This window comes from Streptomyces sp. NPDC018031 (assembly GCF_044327625.1).
Lineage (GTDB): Bacteria > Actinomycetota > Actinomycetes > Streptomycetales > Streptomycetaceae > Streptomyces.
On sequence record NZ_JBIRFT010000003.1, the window covers coordinates 16,531 to 31,889 of the forward strand.

Consider the following 15,359-nt stretch of genomic DNA (forward strand, 5'->3'; position numbering starts at 1 on the left):
TCAGGCGGTGCTTACTTGAGGAAGTCCGGAACGTCCAGCTCCTCGGCGCTGTCCTGGTACGGACGGGCCGGCGGGACCTGCGGGGAGCTGACCGGGGGGAGCGGCGGCTCCTTCCCATAGGGAGAGGAGGTGATGTCGCCGACCGGGGCCGGATCGGTGATCGGCTCCTCGTCCCGCTGGGTGACGCTGCCGAGTCCGCCGAACGACGGACGGCTGGGCTCGGCCGGGGCGACCGGGCGGGAGGGCGCGGAGGCGGTGGACTCCTCGCGGCCGCCGTACGAACCGAGTCCCTTCTCGCGGCTCTTGGCCGGCGGCTGACCGCCGTCGAAGCCCGCCGCGATGACGGTGACCCGGACCTCGTCGCCGAGCGCGTCGTCGATCACCGCGCCGAAGATGATGTTGGCCTCGGGGTGGGCGGCCTCGCTGACCAGCTGGGCGGCCTCGTTGATCTCGAACAGACCGAGGTCCGAGCCGCCGGAGATGGAGAGCAGGACGCCCCGGGCGCCGTCGATGGACGCCTCCAGCAGCGGCGAGGAGATGGCCATCTCCGCCGCGGCCACCGCGCGGTCGTCGCCACGCGCCGAGCCGATGCCCATGAGCGCCGAGCCCGCCTCGGACATCACGGACTTGACGTCCGCGAAGTCCAGGTTGATCAGGCCCGGGGTGGTGATCAGGTCGGTGATGCCCTGGACACCCGACAGCAGCACCTGGTCCGCGGACTTGAACGCGTCCAGCACGCTCACCTGGCGGTCCGAGATGGACAGCAGTCGGTCGTTGGGGATCACGATGAGGGTGTCGACCTCGTCGCGCAGCTGCGCGATGCCGTCCTCCGCCTGGTTCGCCCGGCGGCGCCCCTCGAAGGTGAACGGGCGGGTGACCACACCGATCGTCAGCGCGCCCAGCGAGCGGGCGATGTTGGCGACCACGGGCGCGCCGCCGGTGCCGGTGCCGCCGCCCTCGCCCGCGGTGACGAAGACCATGTCGGCCCCCTTGAGGACCTCCTCGATCTCCTCGCGGTGGTCCTCCGCGGCCTTGCGGCCGACGTCGGGGTTGGCGCCGGCGCCGAGGCCGCGGGTGAGTTCCCGGCCGACGTCGAGCTTGACGTCGGCGTCACTCATCAGCAGGGCCTGCGCGTCGGTGTTGATCGCGATGAACTCGACGCCCTTGAGCCCGACCTCGATCATCCGGTTGATGGCGTTGACGCCACCGCCGCCGATGCCGACGACCTTGATGACTGCGAGGTAGTTCTGCGGTGCTGCCACGTCGAAGGCCTCTCGCCTCGATTTACGTGTCGCCACCCCGCAGTTGCTGCGGTGCGCCGACTGATGCCGAATGGGGCGGTCCTCTTGGCCGACCCCAACCCTAAAGGTGAAGTTTAGGGTTACCAGTGCTGCTGTTCCCTGGGTTCCTGGAACAGGACACTAAGTCGACAAGCGGCGCGCGTTCAATGAACACGCCGAACCTCCCGTTTTTCTTTTCACCCTATGTGATCACCCCTGAGGGTAGCCAACCAGGGTGCTGGCCTGCCGGGATATCGGTCCACGCAGAGGTCAACTATCAGCCACGGCGGGGGCGCTCGGGGCACTCACGTCGAAGTGGCGCGCCTCCGGCGCCGCTTTCATCAGCGCGGTGAGCGCCCGCGCCTTGGCCGGGTTCCGCTCGCCGCTCCCCCACATCACCGTCCGGCCGCCGGTCAACTCCAGACTGATGGCGTCATAGGAGCGGACCCGGACGACCCGGGTGGCCCGGTGGACCGGAGCGGGGAGCGCGGCGGCCACCCGCACGCCCTCCCGGCGCAGCCGGTCGGTGCCGAACCGGCGCGTGCTCGGCGAGTCCTCGATGTCCAGTTCGAGGAGCGGAACCCCCTTGGGGGCCGCCTCGGAGGTGGCGAACCGGACGCCCTCGGCGTCGACTTCGGTGAACCCGTCCCGGGTCCGCAGCACCGCCTCCGGCTTCCGCTCGGTCACCTCCAGCCGGATGGTGTGCGGCCACGAACGGACCACGTCCACGTCCGCGATCCGGGGCAGCCGCTCCTTCAGCCGGCGCTCGATCGCGCCGGTGTCCACCGAGACCATCGGGGAGTCCAGCGGCACCGCCGCGGCCTTCCGGACCTCCTCGGCGCCGAGCACCCCGGTGCCGGAGACGTTCACCCGCTCGGCCCGCAGCCAGCCCGAGCCGTAGAGGACCCAGGTGCCGGCGCCGCCGAGCAGGACGGCGCCCACCAGGGCGAGCACCACCGTGCGACGGGCCGGACGGCGCAGCCGGCGGCGCGGCCGGGCCGCCGGAGGCCGGGCGGCCGGCGCCTGTCGTCCGCCGCGCTCGGCGGTCCTGGGTCCGGCCACGCTGCCTGCCTCCTTCCGGCGGGTGCCCGGGGCGGCCCCGGGCACCTCGCCTCACGCCTGGCGGCGCACCCGCCCGGTCACGCCTGACGGCGCTGGGCGATCGCCTCGTACACCATGCCGACGAGCAGTTCGTCGGCGTCCCGGCGGCCGAACTCGGCGGCGCGCCGCGACATCTCGTACAGCCGGTGCGGATCGCCGAGCACCGGGAGCACGTTGCCCTGGATCCACTCGGGCGTGAGCTCGGCGTCGTCGACCAGCAGACCGCCGCCCGCCTTGACCACCGGCTGGGCGTTGAGCCGCTGTTCACCATTGCCGATGGGCAGCGGGACGTAGGCGGCCGGCAGCCCGACGGCGGAGAGTTCGGCGACGGTCATCGCACCCGCGCGGCAGAGCATCATGTCGGCAGCGGCGTACGCGAGGTCCATCCGGTCCACATACGATACCGGGATGTACGGCGGCATTCCGGGCATGTTGTCGGCGTGCGGCAGTTCGTTCTTCGGGCCGACCGCGTGCAGGATCTGGATCCCGGAGCGCTGCAGGAACGGCGCCACCGCCTGGACGACCTCGTTGAGCCGGCGGGCGCCCTGCGAGCCGCCGGACACCAGCAGCGTTGGCAGGTTGGGGTCGAGCCCGAAGGCCGCGCGGGCCTGCGGCCGGATCGCCGCCCGGTCCAGGGTGGCGATGGAGCGGCGCAGCGGGATGCCCACGTAGTGGGCGTTGCGCAGCTTGCTGTCCGGGGTGCTGACCGCGACGAACTTGGCGTAGCGGGAGCCGATCTTGTTGGCGAGACCCGGCCGGGCGTTCGCCTCGTGGACCACGATCGGCACCCCGAGCCGCTTGGCCGCGAGGTAGCCGGGCAGCGCCACGTAGCCGCCGAAGCCGACCACGCAGTCGGCCTTGGTGCGCTCCAGGATCTGCTCGGCGGCCTTGATGGTGCCGCGCAGCCGCCCGGGGACGGTGATCAGCTCGGGGGTCGGCTTACGGGGCAGCGGGACGGCCGGGATGAGCCCGAGTTCGTAGCCCCGCTCGGGTACGAGCCGCGTCTCGAGCCCCCGCTCCGTGCCGAGCGCCGTGATCCCCACGGTCGGGTCCTGCCTGCGCAGGGCGTCCGCGAGGGCGAGCGCGGGCTCGATGTGGCCGGCGGTCCCCCCACCGGCGAGTACGACATGCACCGAAATTCACCGCTCTCCGGACGGTCGCTTCTTGACGCGCCGTCTCATCGTCTTCCATCTCAGCCCAGCCCGCTTCTTACCGAACACAGGCTGCCGCATGGCCAAGGCCGCTCGGGCACCGGGTTCCGATCTCGCGAAGGCGATCAGCAGACCGATGGCGAACATGGTCGGCAGCAGGGCGGACCCTCCGTAGGAGAACAGCGGGAGCGGGACGCCGGCGATCGGCAGCAGACCGAGCACCGCACCGATGTTGACCACGGCCTGGGCCGTGATCCAGGTGGTCACGCCTCCCGCGGCATACCTCACGAAGGGGTCCTCCGTGCGTCCGGCCACGCGGATACCCGCATAGCCTAGAGCCGCGAAGAGGGCGAGGACCGACAGTGTCCCCGCGAGGCCGAGTTCCTCCCCGGTAATGGCGAAGATGAAGTCGGTGTGCGGTTCGGGGAGTTCACCCCATTTCTCCATGCTGGCACCCAGCCCGGATCCGAACCATCCGCCGTTGGCCAGGGCGTAGATGCCGTGCACCGCCTGCCAGCACTGGTCGCCCGGCCCCGGCTCGGTGGCGCCGATGCAGGCGAGCCGGGACATCCGGTTGGAGCTGGTCTTGATCAGCAGGAAGCCGATCAGCACCGCGAAGCCCAGCACCCCGGCGAACAGCCGGGTGGGCGCGCCCGCCAGCCACAGCACCCCGAAGAGGATCGCGGTGAGGATGATCGCGGTGCCCATGTCACCGCCCAGCATGATCAGGCCGAGCAGGATGAAAGTGGCCGGAACCAGCGGCACCAGCAGGTGCTTCCACTGGGTCAGCAGCCGCTTGTCCTGTTTGCGCGCCAGCAGGTCCGCGCCCCACAGCACCAGGGCCAGCTTGCCGAACTCGCTCGGCTGGAGCTGGAACGGGCCGAAGGAGATCCAGTTCTGGTTGCCGTTGACCGCCACCCCTATCCCGGGCACCTGGACCAGGCACATCAGGAAGACCGAGGCGGCCAGCAGCGGATAGGCGAAGGCCCGGTGCAGCCGCACCGGGGTGCGCGCCGCGAAGAGCATCAGCGCTCCGCCGAGCACGGCCGCGAGCAGCTGCTTACGGAAGAAGTAGGAGGGCGCCAGCCCGGACTGCAGGGCCTTGATCTGGGAGGCCGAGTAGACCATCACCAGGCCGAGCACGATGATCAGCAGGCTGCCGCCGAGGATCACGTAGTAGGCGGTGAGCGGCCGGTCCCAGGCCCGCCGTGCCTTGTCGAGCAGCTGTCGCGGCCCGCCCCCGGCCGGGGTGCGGGGCGCACGGGGCGTGCGCGGGGCGCGCCCCGCGGCCGCCGGACTGCCGCGGCGGGCCGGGGAGCCGGGGCGGCCACCCGCCGCGCCGCGCGCCGGGGCCGCCGGGCGGGCCCGGCCCCGGGGGGCGGGTGCCACCCGGGGCCGGGCCGCCGCGGACTCGTCACGGGTCATCTCGTCGCTTCCCTCCGTAAGGCCCGCGCCGGCGGTCCTCGCGCAGGGACCGGCGGGTCAGTGCCGTGGAGAATCCTGGTCGTGGCCGCCGTCGCCGGAGGCCAGTTCGCGGACCGCGGCGGCGAAGGCGTCACCGCGCGCGTTGTAGTTCACGAACATGTCCATCGAGGCGCAGGCCGGGGCCATCAGGACGGTATCCCCCGGCTCGGCGAGCCGTGCCGCTTCGCGGACGGCCGCGGCCATCGCCCCAGTGTCCGTCCGGTCGAGGTCGACCACCGGGACCTCGGCGGCGTGTCGCGCGAGGGCTTCGCGGATCAGCGCGCGGTCGGCGCCGATCAGCACCACGCCGCGCAGCCGCTTCGCCGACGCCTCGACCAGGCCGTCGAAGGTGGCTCCCTTGGCCAGGCCCCCGGCGATCCAGACGATCGACTCGTACGCCGCCAACGACGCCTCGGCGGCGTGGGTGTTGGTGGCCTTGGAGTCGTCGATCCAGGTCACGCCGCCGACCTCGGCGACGTACTCGATGCGGTGCGGGTCCGGGCTGAAGGCCCGCAGTCCGTCGCGCACCGCCGCCGGCTCCACGCCGAAGGCGCGGGCCAGCGCCGCCGCCGCCAGTGCGTTGGCGATGTTGTGCGGGGCGGGCGGCGGCCCCTCGTCCCCGCCGCGGGCGGTGGCGGCGATGTCCGGGATCCGGGCGAGTTCCTGGGCCTGCTGCTGCCGGTTCGGCACGAAGGCCCGGTCGACGAGGAGGTCGTCGACGACGCCGAGTTGGGACGGGCCGGGAGTGCCGAGGGTGAAGCCGATGGCCCGGCAGCCCTCCTCGACGTCGGCCTCGCGCACCAGTTCCTCGGTGGCCGGGTCGGCGGCGTTGTAGACGCAGGCGACCCGGTTGCCCTCGTAGACCCGCCCCTTGTCGGCCGCGTACGCGGCCATCGAGCCGTGCCAGTCGAGGTGGTCGGGCGCGAGGTTGAGGACGGTCGCGGAGTGGGCCCGCACCGAGGGCGCCCAGTGCAGCTGGTAGCTGGAGAGCTCCACGGCGAGCACGTCGTACTCCGTCTCGCCCATCACCACGTCCAGCAGCGAGACGCCGATGTTGCCGACGGCCGCGGTGCGCAGTCCGGCGGCGGTGAGGATCGACGCGAGCATCCGGACGGTGGTCGTCTTGCCGTTGGTGCCGGTGACCGCGAGCCAGGGCGCCGGCTTCCTCGCCGGGTCCCGGTCCCGCAGCCGCCAGGCCAGCTCGACGTCGCCCCAGACCGGCACGCCCGCCGCGGCGGCCGCGGCGAAGAGCGGACTCGACGGCTTCCAGCCGGGGGTGGTGACCACCAGCTCGGTGCCCTCGGGCAGGGTGTCCCCGTCACCGAGGCGCACCCGGACGCCCAGCTCGGCCAGGTCCGCGGCCTGGGCGCGCTCCCGCTCCCCGTCGCCGCTGTTGACGACGGTGACCTCGGCGCCCAGCCCGCGCAGCACCCGCGCGGCCGGGACCCCGGAGACGCCGAGTCCGGCGACGGTGACGTGCTTGCCGTGGAGTTCCGGGGTCACTTGGCCGCCCGCCAGCCCGCGTAGAAGATGCCGAGGCCGACGATCACGCACATGCCCTGGATGATCCAGAATCTGACCACCACCAGGACTTCGCTCCAGCCTTTCAGTTCGAAGTGGTGCTGGAGTGGCGCCATCCGGAAGACCCGCCGGCCGGTGAGCCGGAACGATCCGACCTGGATGACCACGGACATGGTGATCAGGACGAACAGGCCGCCGAGGATGGCGAGCAGCATCTCGGTGCGCGAGCAGATGGCCAGGCCGGCGAGCGCGCCGCCGAGCGCGAGCGATCCGGTGTCACCCATGAAGATCTTGGCCGGCGAGGTGTTCCACCACAGGAAGCCGAAGCAGGCGCCCATCAGCGCGGAGGCGACGACGGCCAGGTCCAGCGGGTCCCGTACCTCGTAGCAGGCGGGTCCGGCGGTGGGCTGGTTGGCGCAGGACTCCTGGAACTGCCACACGCCTATGAAGGTGTACGCGCCGAACACCATCACCGAGGCGCCGGTGGCCAGGCCGTCGAGGCCGTCGGTGAGGTTCACGCCGTTGGACATCGCCAGGATCATGAACAGCGCCCAGATCACGAAGATCACCGGGCCGATCTGCCAGCCGAAGTCCTGGGTGAAGGAGAGCCGGTCGGAGGCGGGCGTCTGCCCGCGCGAGTCGGCGAAGTTCAGCGAAAGCACCGCGAACGCGATGCCGACGATGAGCTGCCCGGCCATCTTCGCCTTGGCACGCAGGCCGAGGCTCCGCTGCTTGACGATCTTGATGTAGTCGTCCAGGAAACCGACCAGGCCCATACCGGCGAAGAGGAAGAGCACCAGCACGCCCGAGAAGGTCGGGTCGCTGGAGGTGATCACCTTGGTCAGGGCGTACGCGATGATCGTGGCCAGGATGAAGGAGATACCGCCCATGGTGGGCGTGCCCTTCTTGCTGCCGTGACTGCGCGGGCCGTCGTCCCGGATGTACTGGCCGTAGCCCTTGCGGGCCAGCAGCTTGATCAGCAGCGGCGTGCCGATCAGCGTCAGGAAGAGCCCGATGGCTCCGGAGAAGAGGATCTGCCTCATGCCCATCGGCCGGCGACCTCGCCCTCACCATCGAGCAGTTCCAGCGCGACCCGCTCCAGCCCCACCGACCTGGACGCCTTCACCAGCACGACGTCCCCCGGGCGCAGTTCTCTGCGCAACAGGTCGACCGCCGCCCGCACGTCGGACACGTGCACCGACTCCTCACCCCACGAACCCTCGTTCTTGGCACCCATGTCGAGCCAGGCGGCCTCCTGGCCGCCGACCGCCACGAGCTTGCTGACGTTGAGCCGGACGGCCAGCCGCCCGACCGCGTCGTGCTCGGCGAGTGACTCCTCGCCCAGCTCGGCCATCTGGCCCAGCACCGCCCACGTACGCGCCCCCCGGGCCTGGTTGGCCCGGCCCATCGCGACCAGCGCGCGCAGCGCGGCTCGCATGGAGTCGGGATTCGCGTTGTAGGCGTCGTTGACGACCGTCACGCCGTCCGCGCGCTCGGTGACCTCCATCCGCCAGCGGGAGAGCTGTCCGGCCTCGGAGAGCGCCACGGCGATCTCTGATACGGACATGCCCAACTCATGCGCGACGGCGGCCGCGGCAAGCGCGTTCGACACGTGGTGCTCACCGTACAGGCGCAAGGTCACGTCGCTGCACCCGGTGGGGGTGTGAAGCGTGAAGGCAGGCTGACCTTCCGTAGTGAGCCGGACATTCTCGGCGCGCACATCGGCGTCCTCGGCCTCGCCGAACAGCACCGTACGGGCCTTGGTGCGGTCCCGCATGGCCCGGACGAACGGATCGTCCGCGTTGAGGACCGCCACGCCGCCCTCGGCGGCCGCCGGCAGGTCCTCCACGAGTTCGCCCTTGGCCAGCGCGATCTGCTCGCGCCCGCCGAACTCCCCGATGTGCGCGGTACCGACGTTGAGCACCAGGCCGATGCGGGGCGGGGTGAGCCCGGTGAGGTACCGGATGTGCCCGACGCCGCGGGCGCCCATCTCCAGCACCAGGTGCCGGGTGGACTCGTCGGCGCGCAGCGCGGTGAGCGGCAGGCCGATCTCGTTGTTGAGCGAGCCGGGCGTCCACACGGTCGGCGCGTGCCGCTCCAGGACCTGGGCGATCAGGTCCTTGGTGCTGGTCTTGCCGGACGAGCCGGTGAGGGCCACCACGGTGGCGCCCAGGCGCTCCACGACGGCCCGGGCCAGCGCGCCCAGGGCACGCTCCACGTCGTCGACGACGATCGCCGGCACGCCCACCGGGCGGGCGGCCAGAACCGCCACCGCGCCCGCCTCGACGGCGCGCCCGGCGAACTCGTGGCCGTCGGCGCGCTCACCGGCGAAGGCGGCGAACAGGGTGCCCGGTGCCGCCTCCCGGGAGTCGATCACCACCGGCCCGGTGACCTGCTGCTCCAGATCCGGTACGTCGTGCGGCCGTCCACCGACGATGCCGGTGATCTCGGCGAGGGACAGTGGGATCACTGGTCACCTCCGGCGGTCCCGAGAAGCTTCCTGGGGGAGGCTGGTGCGCGCATGTCGATCAAGTCATCCCTGGTCGTGACGGTGCGGTGCGGTGTCCACTGCCCGGGCTTCCGCCCGGGCCCGCTCGATGGCCCGCCGCAGGACCTGGCGGTCGTCGAAGGGGCGTACCACCCCGGCGATGTCCTGGCCCTGCTCGTGGCCCTTGCCCGCGATGAGGACGGTGTCCCCGGGCTCGGCGCGGGCCACGGCCGAGGCGATGGCGGCGGCCCGGTCGGCGTCCACCAGCACCTCGCCGCGCTCGTGGGCGGGCACCGAGGCGGCGCCCGCGAGCATGGTGGCGAGGATCGCCAGCGGATCCTCGGAGCGGGGGTTGTCGGAAGTCAGTACGGCGGTGTCGGCGAACCGGGCGACCGCGGCGCCCATCGGGGCGCGCTTGTGCGGGTCCCGGTCGCCGCCGCAGCCGAGCACGGCGTGCAGGCGGCCCTCGGTGACCTTGCGCAGCGCGCGCAGGACCGATTCGACGGCGTCGGTCTTGTGGGCGTAGTCGACCACCGCGAGGTACGGCTGCCCGGCGTCCACCCGCTCCAGACGGCCCGGTACGCCGGGCACGGCGGCGACGCCGTCGGCCGCGGTCTGCGGGTCGATCCCGGCGACCACCAGCGCGGTGACCGCGGCGAGCGCGTTGGCGACGTTGAACGGGCCGGCGATCGGGGACGCGGCGCGCACCCGCTCGCCCGCCGGGCCGAGGATGGTGAAGGTCGAGCCGACCGCGCCGATCTCGACGTCGGTGGCCCGCCAGTGGGCGTCCGGGTGGCCCTCGGCGGAGAAGGTGGTGACCGGGACCTCGCTGAGCGTGGTCAGGCGCCTGCCGTACTCGTCGTCCAGGTTGACCACCGCGGCCCGGCTGCGGGCCCGGGTGAACAGCTGCGCCTTGGCCTGGAAGTAGTCCTCCATGTCGGAGTGGAACTCCATGTGCTCCGGGCTGAGGTTGTTGAAGACCGCCACGTCGAAGACGCAGCCGTCGACCCGGCCCAGCACCAGGGCGTGGCTGGAGACCTCCATGACCACGGAGTGGACACCGCGCTCGCGCATCACCGCGAACAGCGCCTGGAGGTCGGTGGCCTCCGGGGTGGTGCGCTCGGACTTGACGCGCTCGTCACCGATCCGCGACTCGACCGTGCCGATCAGCCCGGTCAGCCGCTCCTGGCCGGCCGCCGCGGCGCGCAGCCCTCCCGCCCGTCGCCCGCCACCACCCTCAACGGACGCTGCGCGCAGCCCTCCTTCGACCAGGTAGGCCGTGGTGGTCTTGCCCGAGGTGCCGGTGATGCCGATCTGCAGCAGGCCGGCGCCCGGCTCGCCGTAGATGGTGGCCGCCAGCGCGCCCATCCGGGCCCGGGGGTCGGGCACGGTCAGCACCGGCAGCCCGGTGGCCGCGGCCCGCTCCTCGCCCGTCGGGTCGGTCAGCACGGCGACCGCGCCGAGGTCCGCGGCCTGGGCCGCGAAGTCGGCGCCGTGCAGGCGGGCGCCGGGCAGCGCGGCGTAGAGGTCGCCCGGCCGGACGGCGCGCGAGTCATGGGTGATCCCGGTGACCGGCTTCCCTTCCGGGGCGGCGATGCCCAGCTGACCGGCCAGCTCTCCCAGCGGGGTGGGGGAGACCTGGAGGGGACGGGGCGCTCCCGGGAAAACCGCGGGAACGTCCTTCTCGGAGGTTTGGGACTGATCAGCGTGTGGCACGGCGGTGAGCGTACCGGGCGTACCCGCCTGGTCGCGAAATCGGCGGCGGTTCCCGGAGCCCGGGGTGATCGTCGTCACGGTGACACCGCTCAGGAGCCCGGGGAGTAGCTCACGGGCAGCCGGGCGGGCTCCTTCCCGGACGGCGGGACCCGCAGCGTCTTCAGCGCGAACTCCATGACCTGCTTGTAGACCGGGCCGCAGACCTGGCCGCCGAAGTAGCTGCCGCTGGTCGGGTTCTGCACCGCGCAGTAGACGGTCAGCCGCGGCTGGTCGGCGGGCGCGAAACCGGCGAAGGAGGCCGTGTAGCCGTGGTAGCGGCCGGTCTTCGGATCCACCCGGTTGGACGTGCCGGTCTTGCCCGCGACGCGGTAGCCGGAGATCTTCGCCTTGGTGCCGGTGCCCTCGTTGTCGTCCACCACGGACTCCAGCATGGTGGCGAGCGTCCTGGCGGTCTGCCGGCTCACCACCCGGGTCCGCTCCGGGGCGGGTGCCGCGGTGAACCGGCCGTCCGGCCCCCTGGTGCCGCGCACCAGGGACGGTTCGATGCGTTCGCCGCCGTTGGCGATGGTGGAGTAGACGGAGGTGGCCTGCACCGCGTTGAGGGAGAGCCCCTGGCCGAACGGGATGGTGTACTGCTGGGAGGCGCTCCACTCCCCGGGCCTGGCCAGAATGCCCCGCGACTCGCCGGGGAAACCCAGGCCGGTGTACTGGCCGATACCGAATTTCCGCAGGTAGGAGTAGAGGACCCGGTTGGCCCGCGGCTGGCTGTCGCCCAGCTGCTCGGTGGCCAGGATGGTGCCGATGTTGCTGGACTTGGCGAGCACCCCGTTGAGGGTGAGGTACCAGGTGGGGTGGTCGATGTCGTCGGCGAACGCCCGGTCGGCGCGGGGCAGCCGGTTGGGCACCTCGACCCGGGTGTCCCAGCGGGCGGCGCCCTCCTCCAGGACCGCGGCCATGGACATCACCTTGCTGACGCTGCCCGGCTCGTAGGCGTCGGAGAGCGCGGCGTTGCCGAGGGTGGCGGAGTCGGCCGCGGACACGTCTCCCGGGTCGAAGCCGGGGGCGTTGGCGAGGGCGAGGATCTGCCCGGTGCGGGTGTCCTGCACCACGACGTAGCCCCGGTCGGCCTTGGACTCGGCGACCTGCTCGCTGATGGCGCGCTGGGCGGCCCACTGGATGTCCCGGTCGATGGTCAGCTCGACGTCCGAGCCGGGCACCGCGGGCTGCTCGTCGACGTCGGCGGTGGGGACCTGACGGCCGCCGGACTGGGCGTACACCCGCTTGCCGTCCTTGCCCGCGAGCTTCCCGTCCAGCTGCCGCTCGATGCCTCCGGCGCCCTTGCCCTGGGCGTCCACGAAGCCCAGTATCCCGGCGGCGAGTTCACCGTTGGGATAGACCCGCCTGCTGTGCGCCTCCCGGTTGACCCCGGCGAGCACGTTGACTCCCCCGGTCTGCTCGGCCTTGTCGGCCAGCGCCTGCTTGAGGTCCTTGATCTGGTTCCACACCTGCGGCGTCTGCTGCCGGGCGAGCACCACGTACTTCGACTTCGGGTTGGCGCTGAGCTTGTGCTCCAGGTCCGACCGCTTGGCGCCGAGGATCGGCGCGAGCAGTTCGGCGGCCTGCCGCGGCGCGTCGTCGATCCGGGCGGTGCCCGGGGTCAGCAGGTCCGGCGCGGCGGTGATGTCGTAGGCGTCGACGGTGGTGGCCAGGGCGATCCCGGACCGGTCGGTGATGGTGCCGCGTTCGGCGGCGAGCCGCACCGGGACGTACCGGTTGATGTTGGCCTTGGCGGCGTAGGCGTCGGCGTCGACGGCCTGCACCTGGAGCAGCCGGATGACGAAGGCCAGCATCACCAGGGTGAGCGCGAGGCTGATCAGCCGCAGCCGCGGGCGCGGGCTGCCCAGCCGCAGCGGCTGGGCTCTGCCGCCGCGGGCCGGTCCGCCGGGGCGGGCCGGGCGGGAGCGGGCGGCGTCGCGGGCCGGGCGGGGGCCGGGGCGGCGGGTGCCGGGGCGGGCCGGGCGGGACGCGCCGGAGCCTGACCGGGGGGTCTCGCCGCGGGGCCGGGCCGGGCGCGGCACGCGGCGCCCGGGGTCGCGGGGGGTGCTCATCGGGCGGCCACCGCCCCGGCCGGGCGGCGCGTGCGGAGGCCGGCCGCCACTCCGCGCGGCCGTCGTGGGCGGAGGTACCGGGGGCGCTTCCCGAGGGGGTGCGGCACGTGCGTCACCTACCGGAGGTCGGGGCGGGTTCGCGGGGGTCCTGGGCGGTGCCGGTCAGGGCCGGGGGCAGGGCGGGCGCGGGCAGCCGCAGCACGGAGGTGTCGCCGGCCGGCTCCGGCGCCCCGCGGACGGTGCCGTCCGGGTCGAGGAAGACCGGGGTGCCGCCGGGGACCAGCCCCAGCTCCCGGGCCCGCCGTTCCAGGGCGTCCGGGGCGGCGAGCCGGTCGACCTCCTGCTGGAGGGCCTGCCGCTCGTCGTCCAGGTCGGTGGTGCGCTTCTCCAGCCGGTCGAGTTCGAAGGAGCCCTGGTTCAGGGCGGAGTTGAGCATCAGCAGGCTGATCAGCCCGGAGCCCAGGAGGACCACCACGAGCAGCACGAAGGGTGTCCGCCGGGCCGCCGTGCCCGGACCCGCGGAGGCGGTCATGCCGCCTCCCGGCCCGGCTCGGCCCCGCGCCGGGGGCGGCCGGCGGGCAGCCGGCTCACCGGGCGTCCTCCCGGATGCGCTGGGCGCCGCGCAGCCGGGCGGGGGCGGCCCGCCGGTTCTCGGCGACCTCCTCCTCGGTGGGCAGCTCGGCGCCGCGGGTGAGCAGCTTCAGGCGGGGCTGGTACTGCTCGGGGACGATCGGCAGCCCGGGCGGCGCGGTGTTCGCGGCACCGGCCGCGAACACCTGCTTGACCAGGCGGTCCTCCAGCGAGTGGTACGACAGGACGGCGATCCGGCCGCCGACGGCGAGCGCCGCGACGGCCGCCGGGACGGCCCGCTCCAGCACCGCGAGCTCCCCGTTCACCTCGATGCGCAGGGCCTGGAAGGTGCGCTTGGCCGGGTTGCCGCCGGTGCGCTTGGCGGCCTGCGGCAGCGCCGCGCGGATGAGTTCGACCAGCCGGGCGCTGTTGCTGAACGGTTCCTTCTCGCGCTCCCGGACCACCGCCTCGACGATCTTCCGGGCGAACTTCTCCTCGCCGTACGAGCGCAGGATGCGGACCAGCTCGCCCGGCGGGTAGGTGTTGAGGACCTCGGCGGCGCTGATCCCGGTCGTCTGGTCCATCCGCATGTCCAGCGGCGCGTCCTGCGCGTAGGCGAAGCCGCGGCCGGCCTCGTCCAGCTGCATGGAGGACACCCCGAGGTCGAACAGGACGCCCTGGACCTTGGGGATGCCGAGCCGGTCGAGGACCTCGGGCAGCTCGTCGTAGACCGCGTGCACCAGGGTGGCGCGGTCGCCGTACGGGGCGAGGCGGTCCGCCGACAGCCTGAGCGCCGCCGGGTCGCGGTCCAGGGCCACCAGGCGGGCCGCCGGGAAGGTGCCGAGCAGCGCCTCGCTGTGGCCGCCGAGGCCGAGGGTGCAGTCGACCACCACCGCACCGGGCTCGGCGAGGGCGGGGGCGAGCATGTCCAGGCAGCGCTGGAGCATGACGGGAACGTGGAGAGCGTTGCTGCTCATGCGCCCTTCTGCAGGTCCGGCGCGAGAGGTACGCACCGCCGGGTCCCCACCCGCTCGAAGGGGAAGAGGCCCACTGGCGCCGGGGAAGTGACGTCAGGAGACCGGGAGCGGGAGGAGGCCGAGTGGTACGTACGCGCCGCGCACGTTCGGTGTCGGTGTCCTAGGGGAGCGTCACGCCTCCCACTTCGCGTCACTTTAGTCCACTCGTCCCCTCGGTCAACCAACCGGCCGGGGCGTGCCCCGGGGCACGGGTGCCGCTACCGTCACCCGGTCGGCGCAGGCCACTCCACTCATGTGGGTTACCTCACAACGGCGCATCGGGGCGCGTTGTGCCCGTGTTTGCCCGACCTCACGACCCTCCGCGGCAGCGTGGTTCCGCATACCTTCGTAGCCATGTCGATATCCGCGCCTCAGCCGGTTCCCCACTCCGCCGACGACCCCGCCGCCACGGGAGGCACGGTCACTGACCGTCTCGTCGAAGCCAACCGCCGGTACGCCTCCGATTTCCACGACCCGGGCATGGACGCCCGCCCGGTGCTGAAGGTCGCCGTCGTCGCCTGCATGGACGCCCGGCTGGACCTGCACGCCGCACTGGGACTCGAACTCGGTGACTGCCACACGATCCGCAACGCCGGCGGTGTGGTCACCGACGACATCATCCGGTCGCTCACCATCAGCCAGCGGGCGCTGGGCACCCGCAGCGTGGTGCTGATCCACCACACCGGCTGCGGTCTGCTCAACCTCACCGAGGACTTCCGGCACGAGCTGGAGGCCGAGGTCGGCCAGCGCCCGGCCTGGGCGGTGGAGGCGTTCAAGGACCTGGACCAGGACGTGCGTCAGTCGATGCAGCGCGTCCGCACCTCCCCCTTCCTGCTGCACAAGGACGACGTGCGAGGGTTCGTGTTTGATGTGCACACGGGCTTGCTGCGCGAAATCGACCCCGTCGAATCGCAGGATTGAGCCCATTTTCACGCCCTAATCGG

12 protein-coding genes are annotated in these 15,359 nt (G+C 72.8%); 1 reads left to right on the plus strand and 11 read right to left on the minus strand.

The genetic code is table 11. From position 1 onward, the window contains the following. Positions 1–11: 11 nt before the first annotated feature. The 11 genes from ftsZ to rsmH all read right to left on the minus strand — a co-directional run bounded on the left by ftsZ (position 12) and on the right by rsmH (position 14,376). Entirely contained in the window at positions 12–1,262 is a 1,251-nt protein-coding gene (gene ftsZ, locus ACH4B3_RS10360) for a cell division protein FtsZ (RefSeq protein WP_398462370.1), read from the minus strand. 288 nt (positions 1,263–1,550) lie between these two features. Next, on the minus strand, positions 1,551–2,342 hold the full coding sequence (locus ACH4B3_RS10365; protein WP_398462371.1) for a cell division protein FtsQ/DivIB: 792 nt from the start codon (positions 2,340–2,342) through the stop codon (positions 1,551–1,553). Between the two features lie 77 nt (positions 2,343–2,419). Beyond that, the gene (gene murG, locus ACH4B3_RS10370) at positions 2,420–3,514 is read right to left on the minus strand and encodes an undecaprenyldiphospho-muramoylpentapeptide beta-N-acetylglucosaminyltransferase (RefSeq protein WP_398462372.1); all 1,095 of its coding nucleotides are present in this window, start codon (positions 3,512–3,514) and stop codon (positions 2,420–2,422) included. 6 nt (positions 3,515–3,520) lie between these two features. Continuing rightward, positions 3,521–4,957, minus strand: coding sequence for a putative lipid II flippase FtsW (gene ftsW / locus ACH4B3_RS10375; protein ID WP_398462373.1), 1,437 nt, complete (start codon positions 4,955–4,957; stop codon positions 3,521–3,523). 57 nt (positions 4,958–5,014) lie between these two features. Continuing rightward, positions 5,015–6,499 carry a UDP-N-acetylmuramoyl-L-alanine--D-glutamate ligase gene (gene murD, locus ACH4B3_RS10380; RefSeq protein ID WP_398462374.1) on the minus strand — a complete coding sequence of 495 codons (1,485 nt, stop codon included), beginning with the start codon at positions 6,497–6,499 and terminating at the stop codon, positions 5,015–5,017. Then, positions 6,496–7,560: a phospho-N-acetylmuramoyl-pentapeptide-transferase gene (mraY, locus tag ACH4B3_RS10385; RefSeq protein ID WP_398462741.1), complete on the minus strand. Its 1,065-nt coding sequence runs from the start codon at positions 7,558–7,560 to the stop codon at positions 6,496–6,498. Before mraY ends, murD begins: the two co-directional genes overlap by 4 nt. Next, complete coding sequence (gene murF / locus ACH4B3_RS10390) at positions 7,557–8,987, minus strand: UDP-N-acetylmuramoyl-tripeptide--D-alanyl-D-alanine ligase (RefSeq protein ID WP_398462375.1); 1,431 nt, start codon at positions 8,985–8,987, stop codon at positions 7,557–7,559. Before murF ends, mraY begins: the two co-directional genes overlap by 4 nt. 63 nt (positions 8,988–9,050) lie before the next feature. After that, positions 9,051–10,799 carry a UDP-N-acetylmuramoyl-L-alanyl-D-glutamate--2,6-diaminopimelate ligase gene (locus ACH4B3_RS10395; protein ID WP_398462376.1) on the minus strand — a complete coding sequence of 583 codons (1,749 nt, stop codon included), beginning with the start codon at positions 10,797–10,799 and terminating at the stop codon, positions 9,051–9,053. An 11-nt stretch (positions 10,800–10,810) separates the two neighbouring features. Continuing rightward, positions 10,811–12,829, minus strand: coding sequence for a peptidoglycan D,D-transpeptidase FtsI family protein (locus ACH4B3_RS10400; protein ID WP_398462377.1), 2,019 nt, complete (start codon positions 12,827–12,829; stop codon positions 10,811–10,813). A 112-nt stretch (positions 12,830–12,941) separates the two neighbouring features. After that, complete coding sequence (locus tag ACH4B3_RS10405; protein WP_398462378.1) at positions 12,942–13,361, minus strand: septum formation initiator family protein; 420 nt, start codon at positions 13,359–13,361, stop codon at positions 12,942–12,944. 55 nt (positions 13,362–13,416) lie between these two features. Further along, entirely contained in the window at positions 13,417–14,376 is a 960-nt protein-coding gene (gene rsmH, locus ACH4B3_RS10410) for a 16S rRNA (cytosine(1402)-N(4))-methyltransferase RsmH (protein ID WP_398462379.1), read from the minus strand. 393 nt (positions 14,377–14,769) lie between these two features. Between rsmH and ACH4B3_RS10415 the strand changes: the two genes are divergently transcribed. Continuing rightward, positions 14,770–15,336, plus strand: coding sequence for a beta-class carbonic anhydrase (locus ACH4B3_RS10415; protein ID WP_398462380.1), 567 nt, complete (start codon positions 14,770–14,772; stop codon positions 15,334–15,336). Positions 15,337–15,359: the final 23 nt, after the last annotated feature.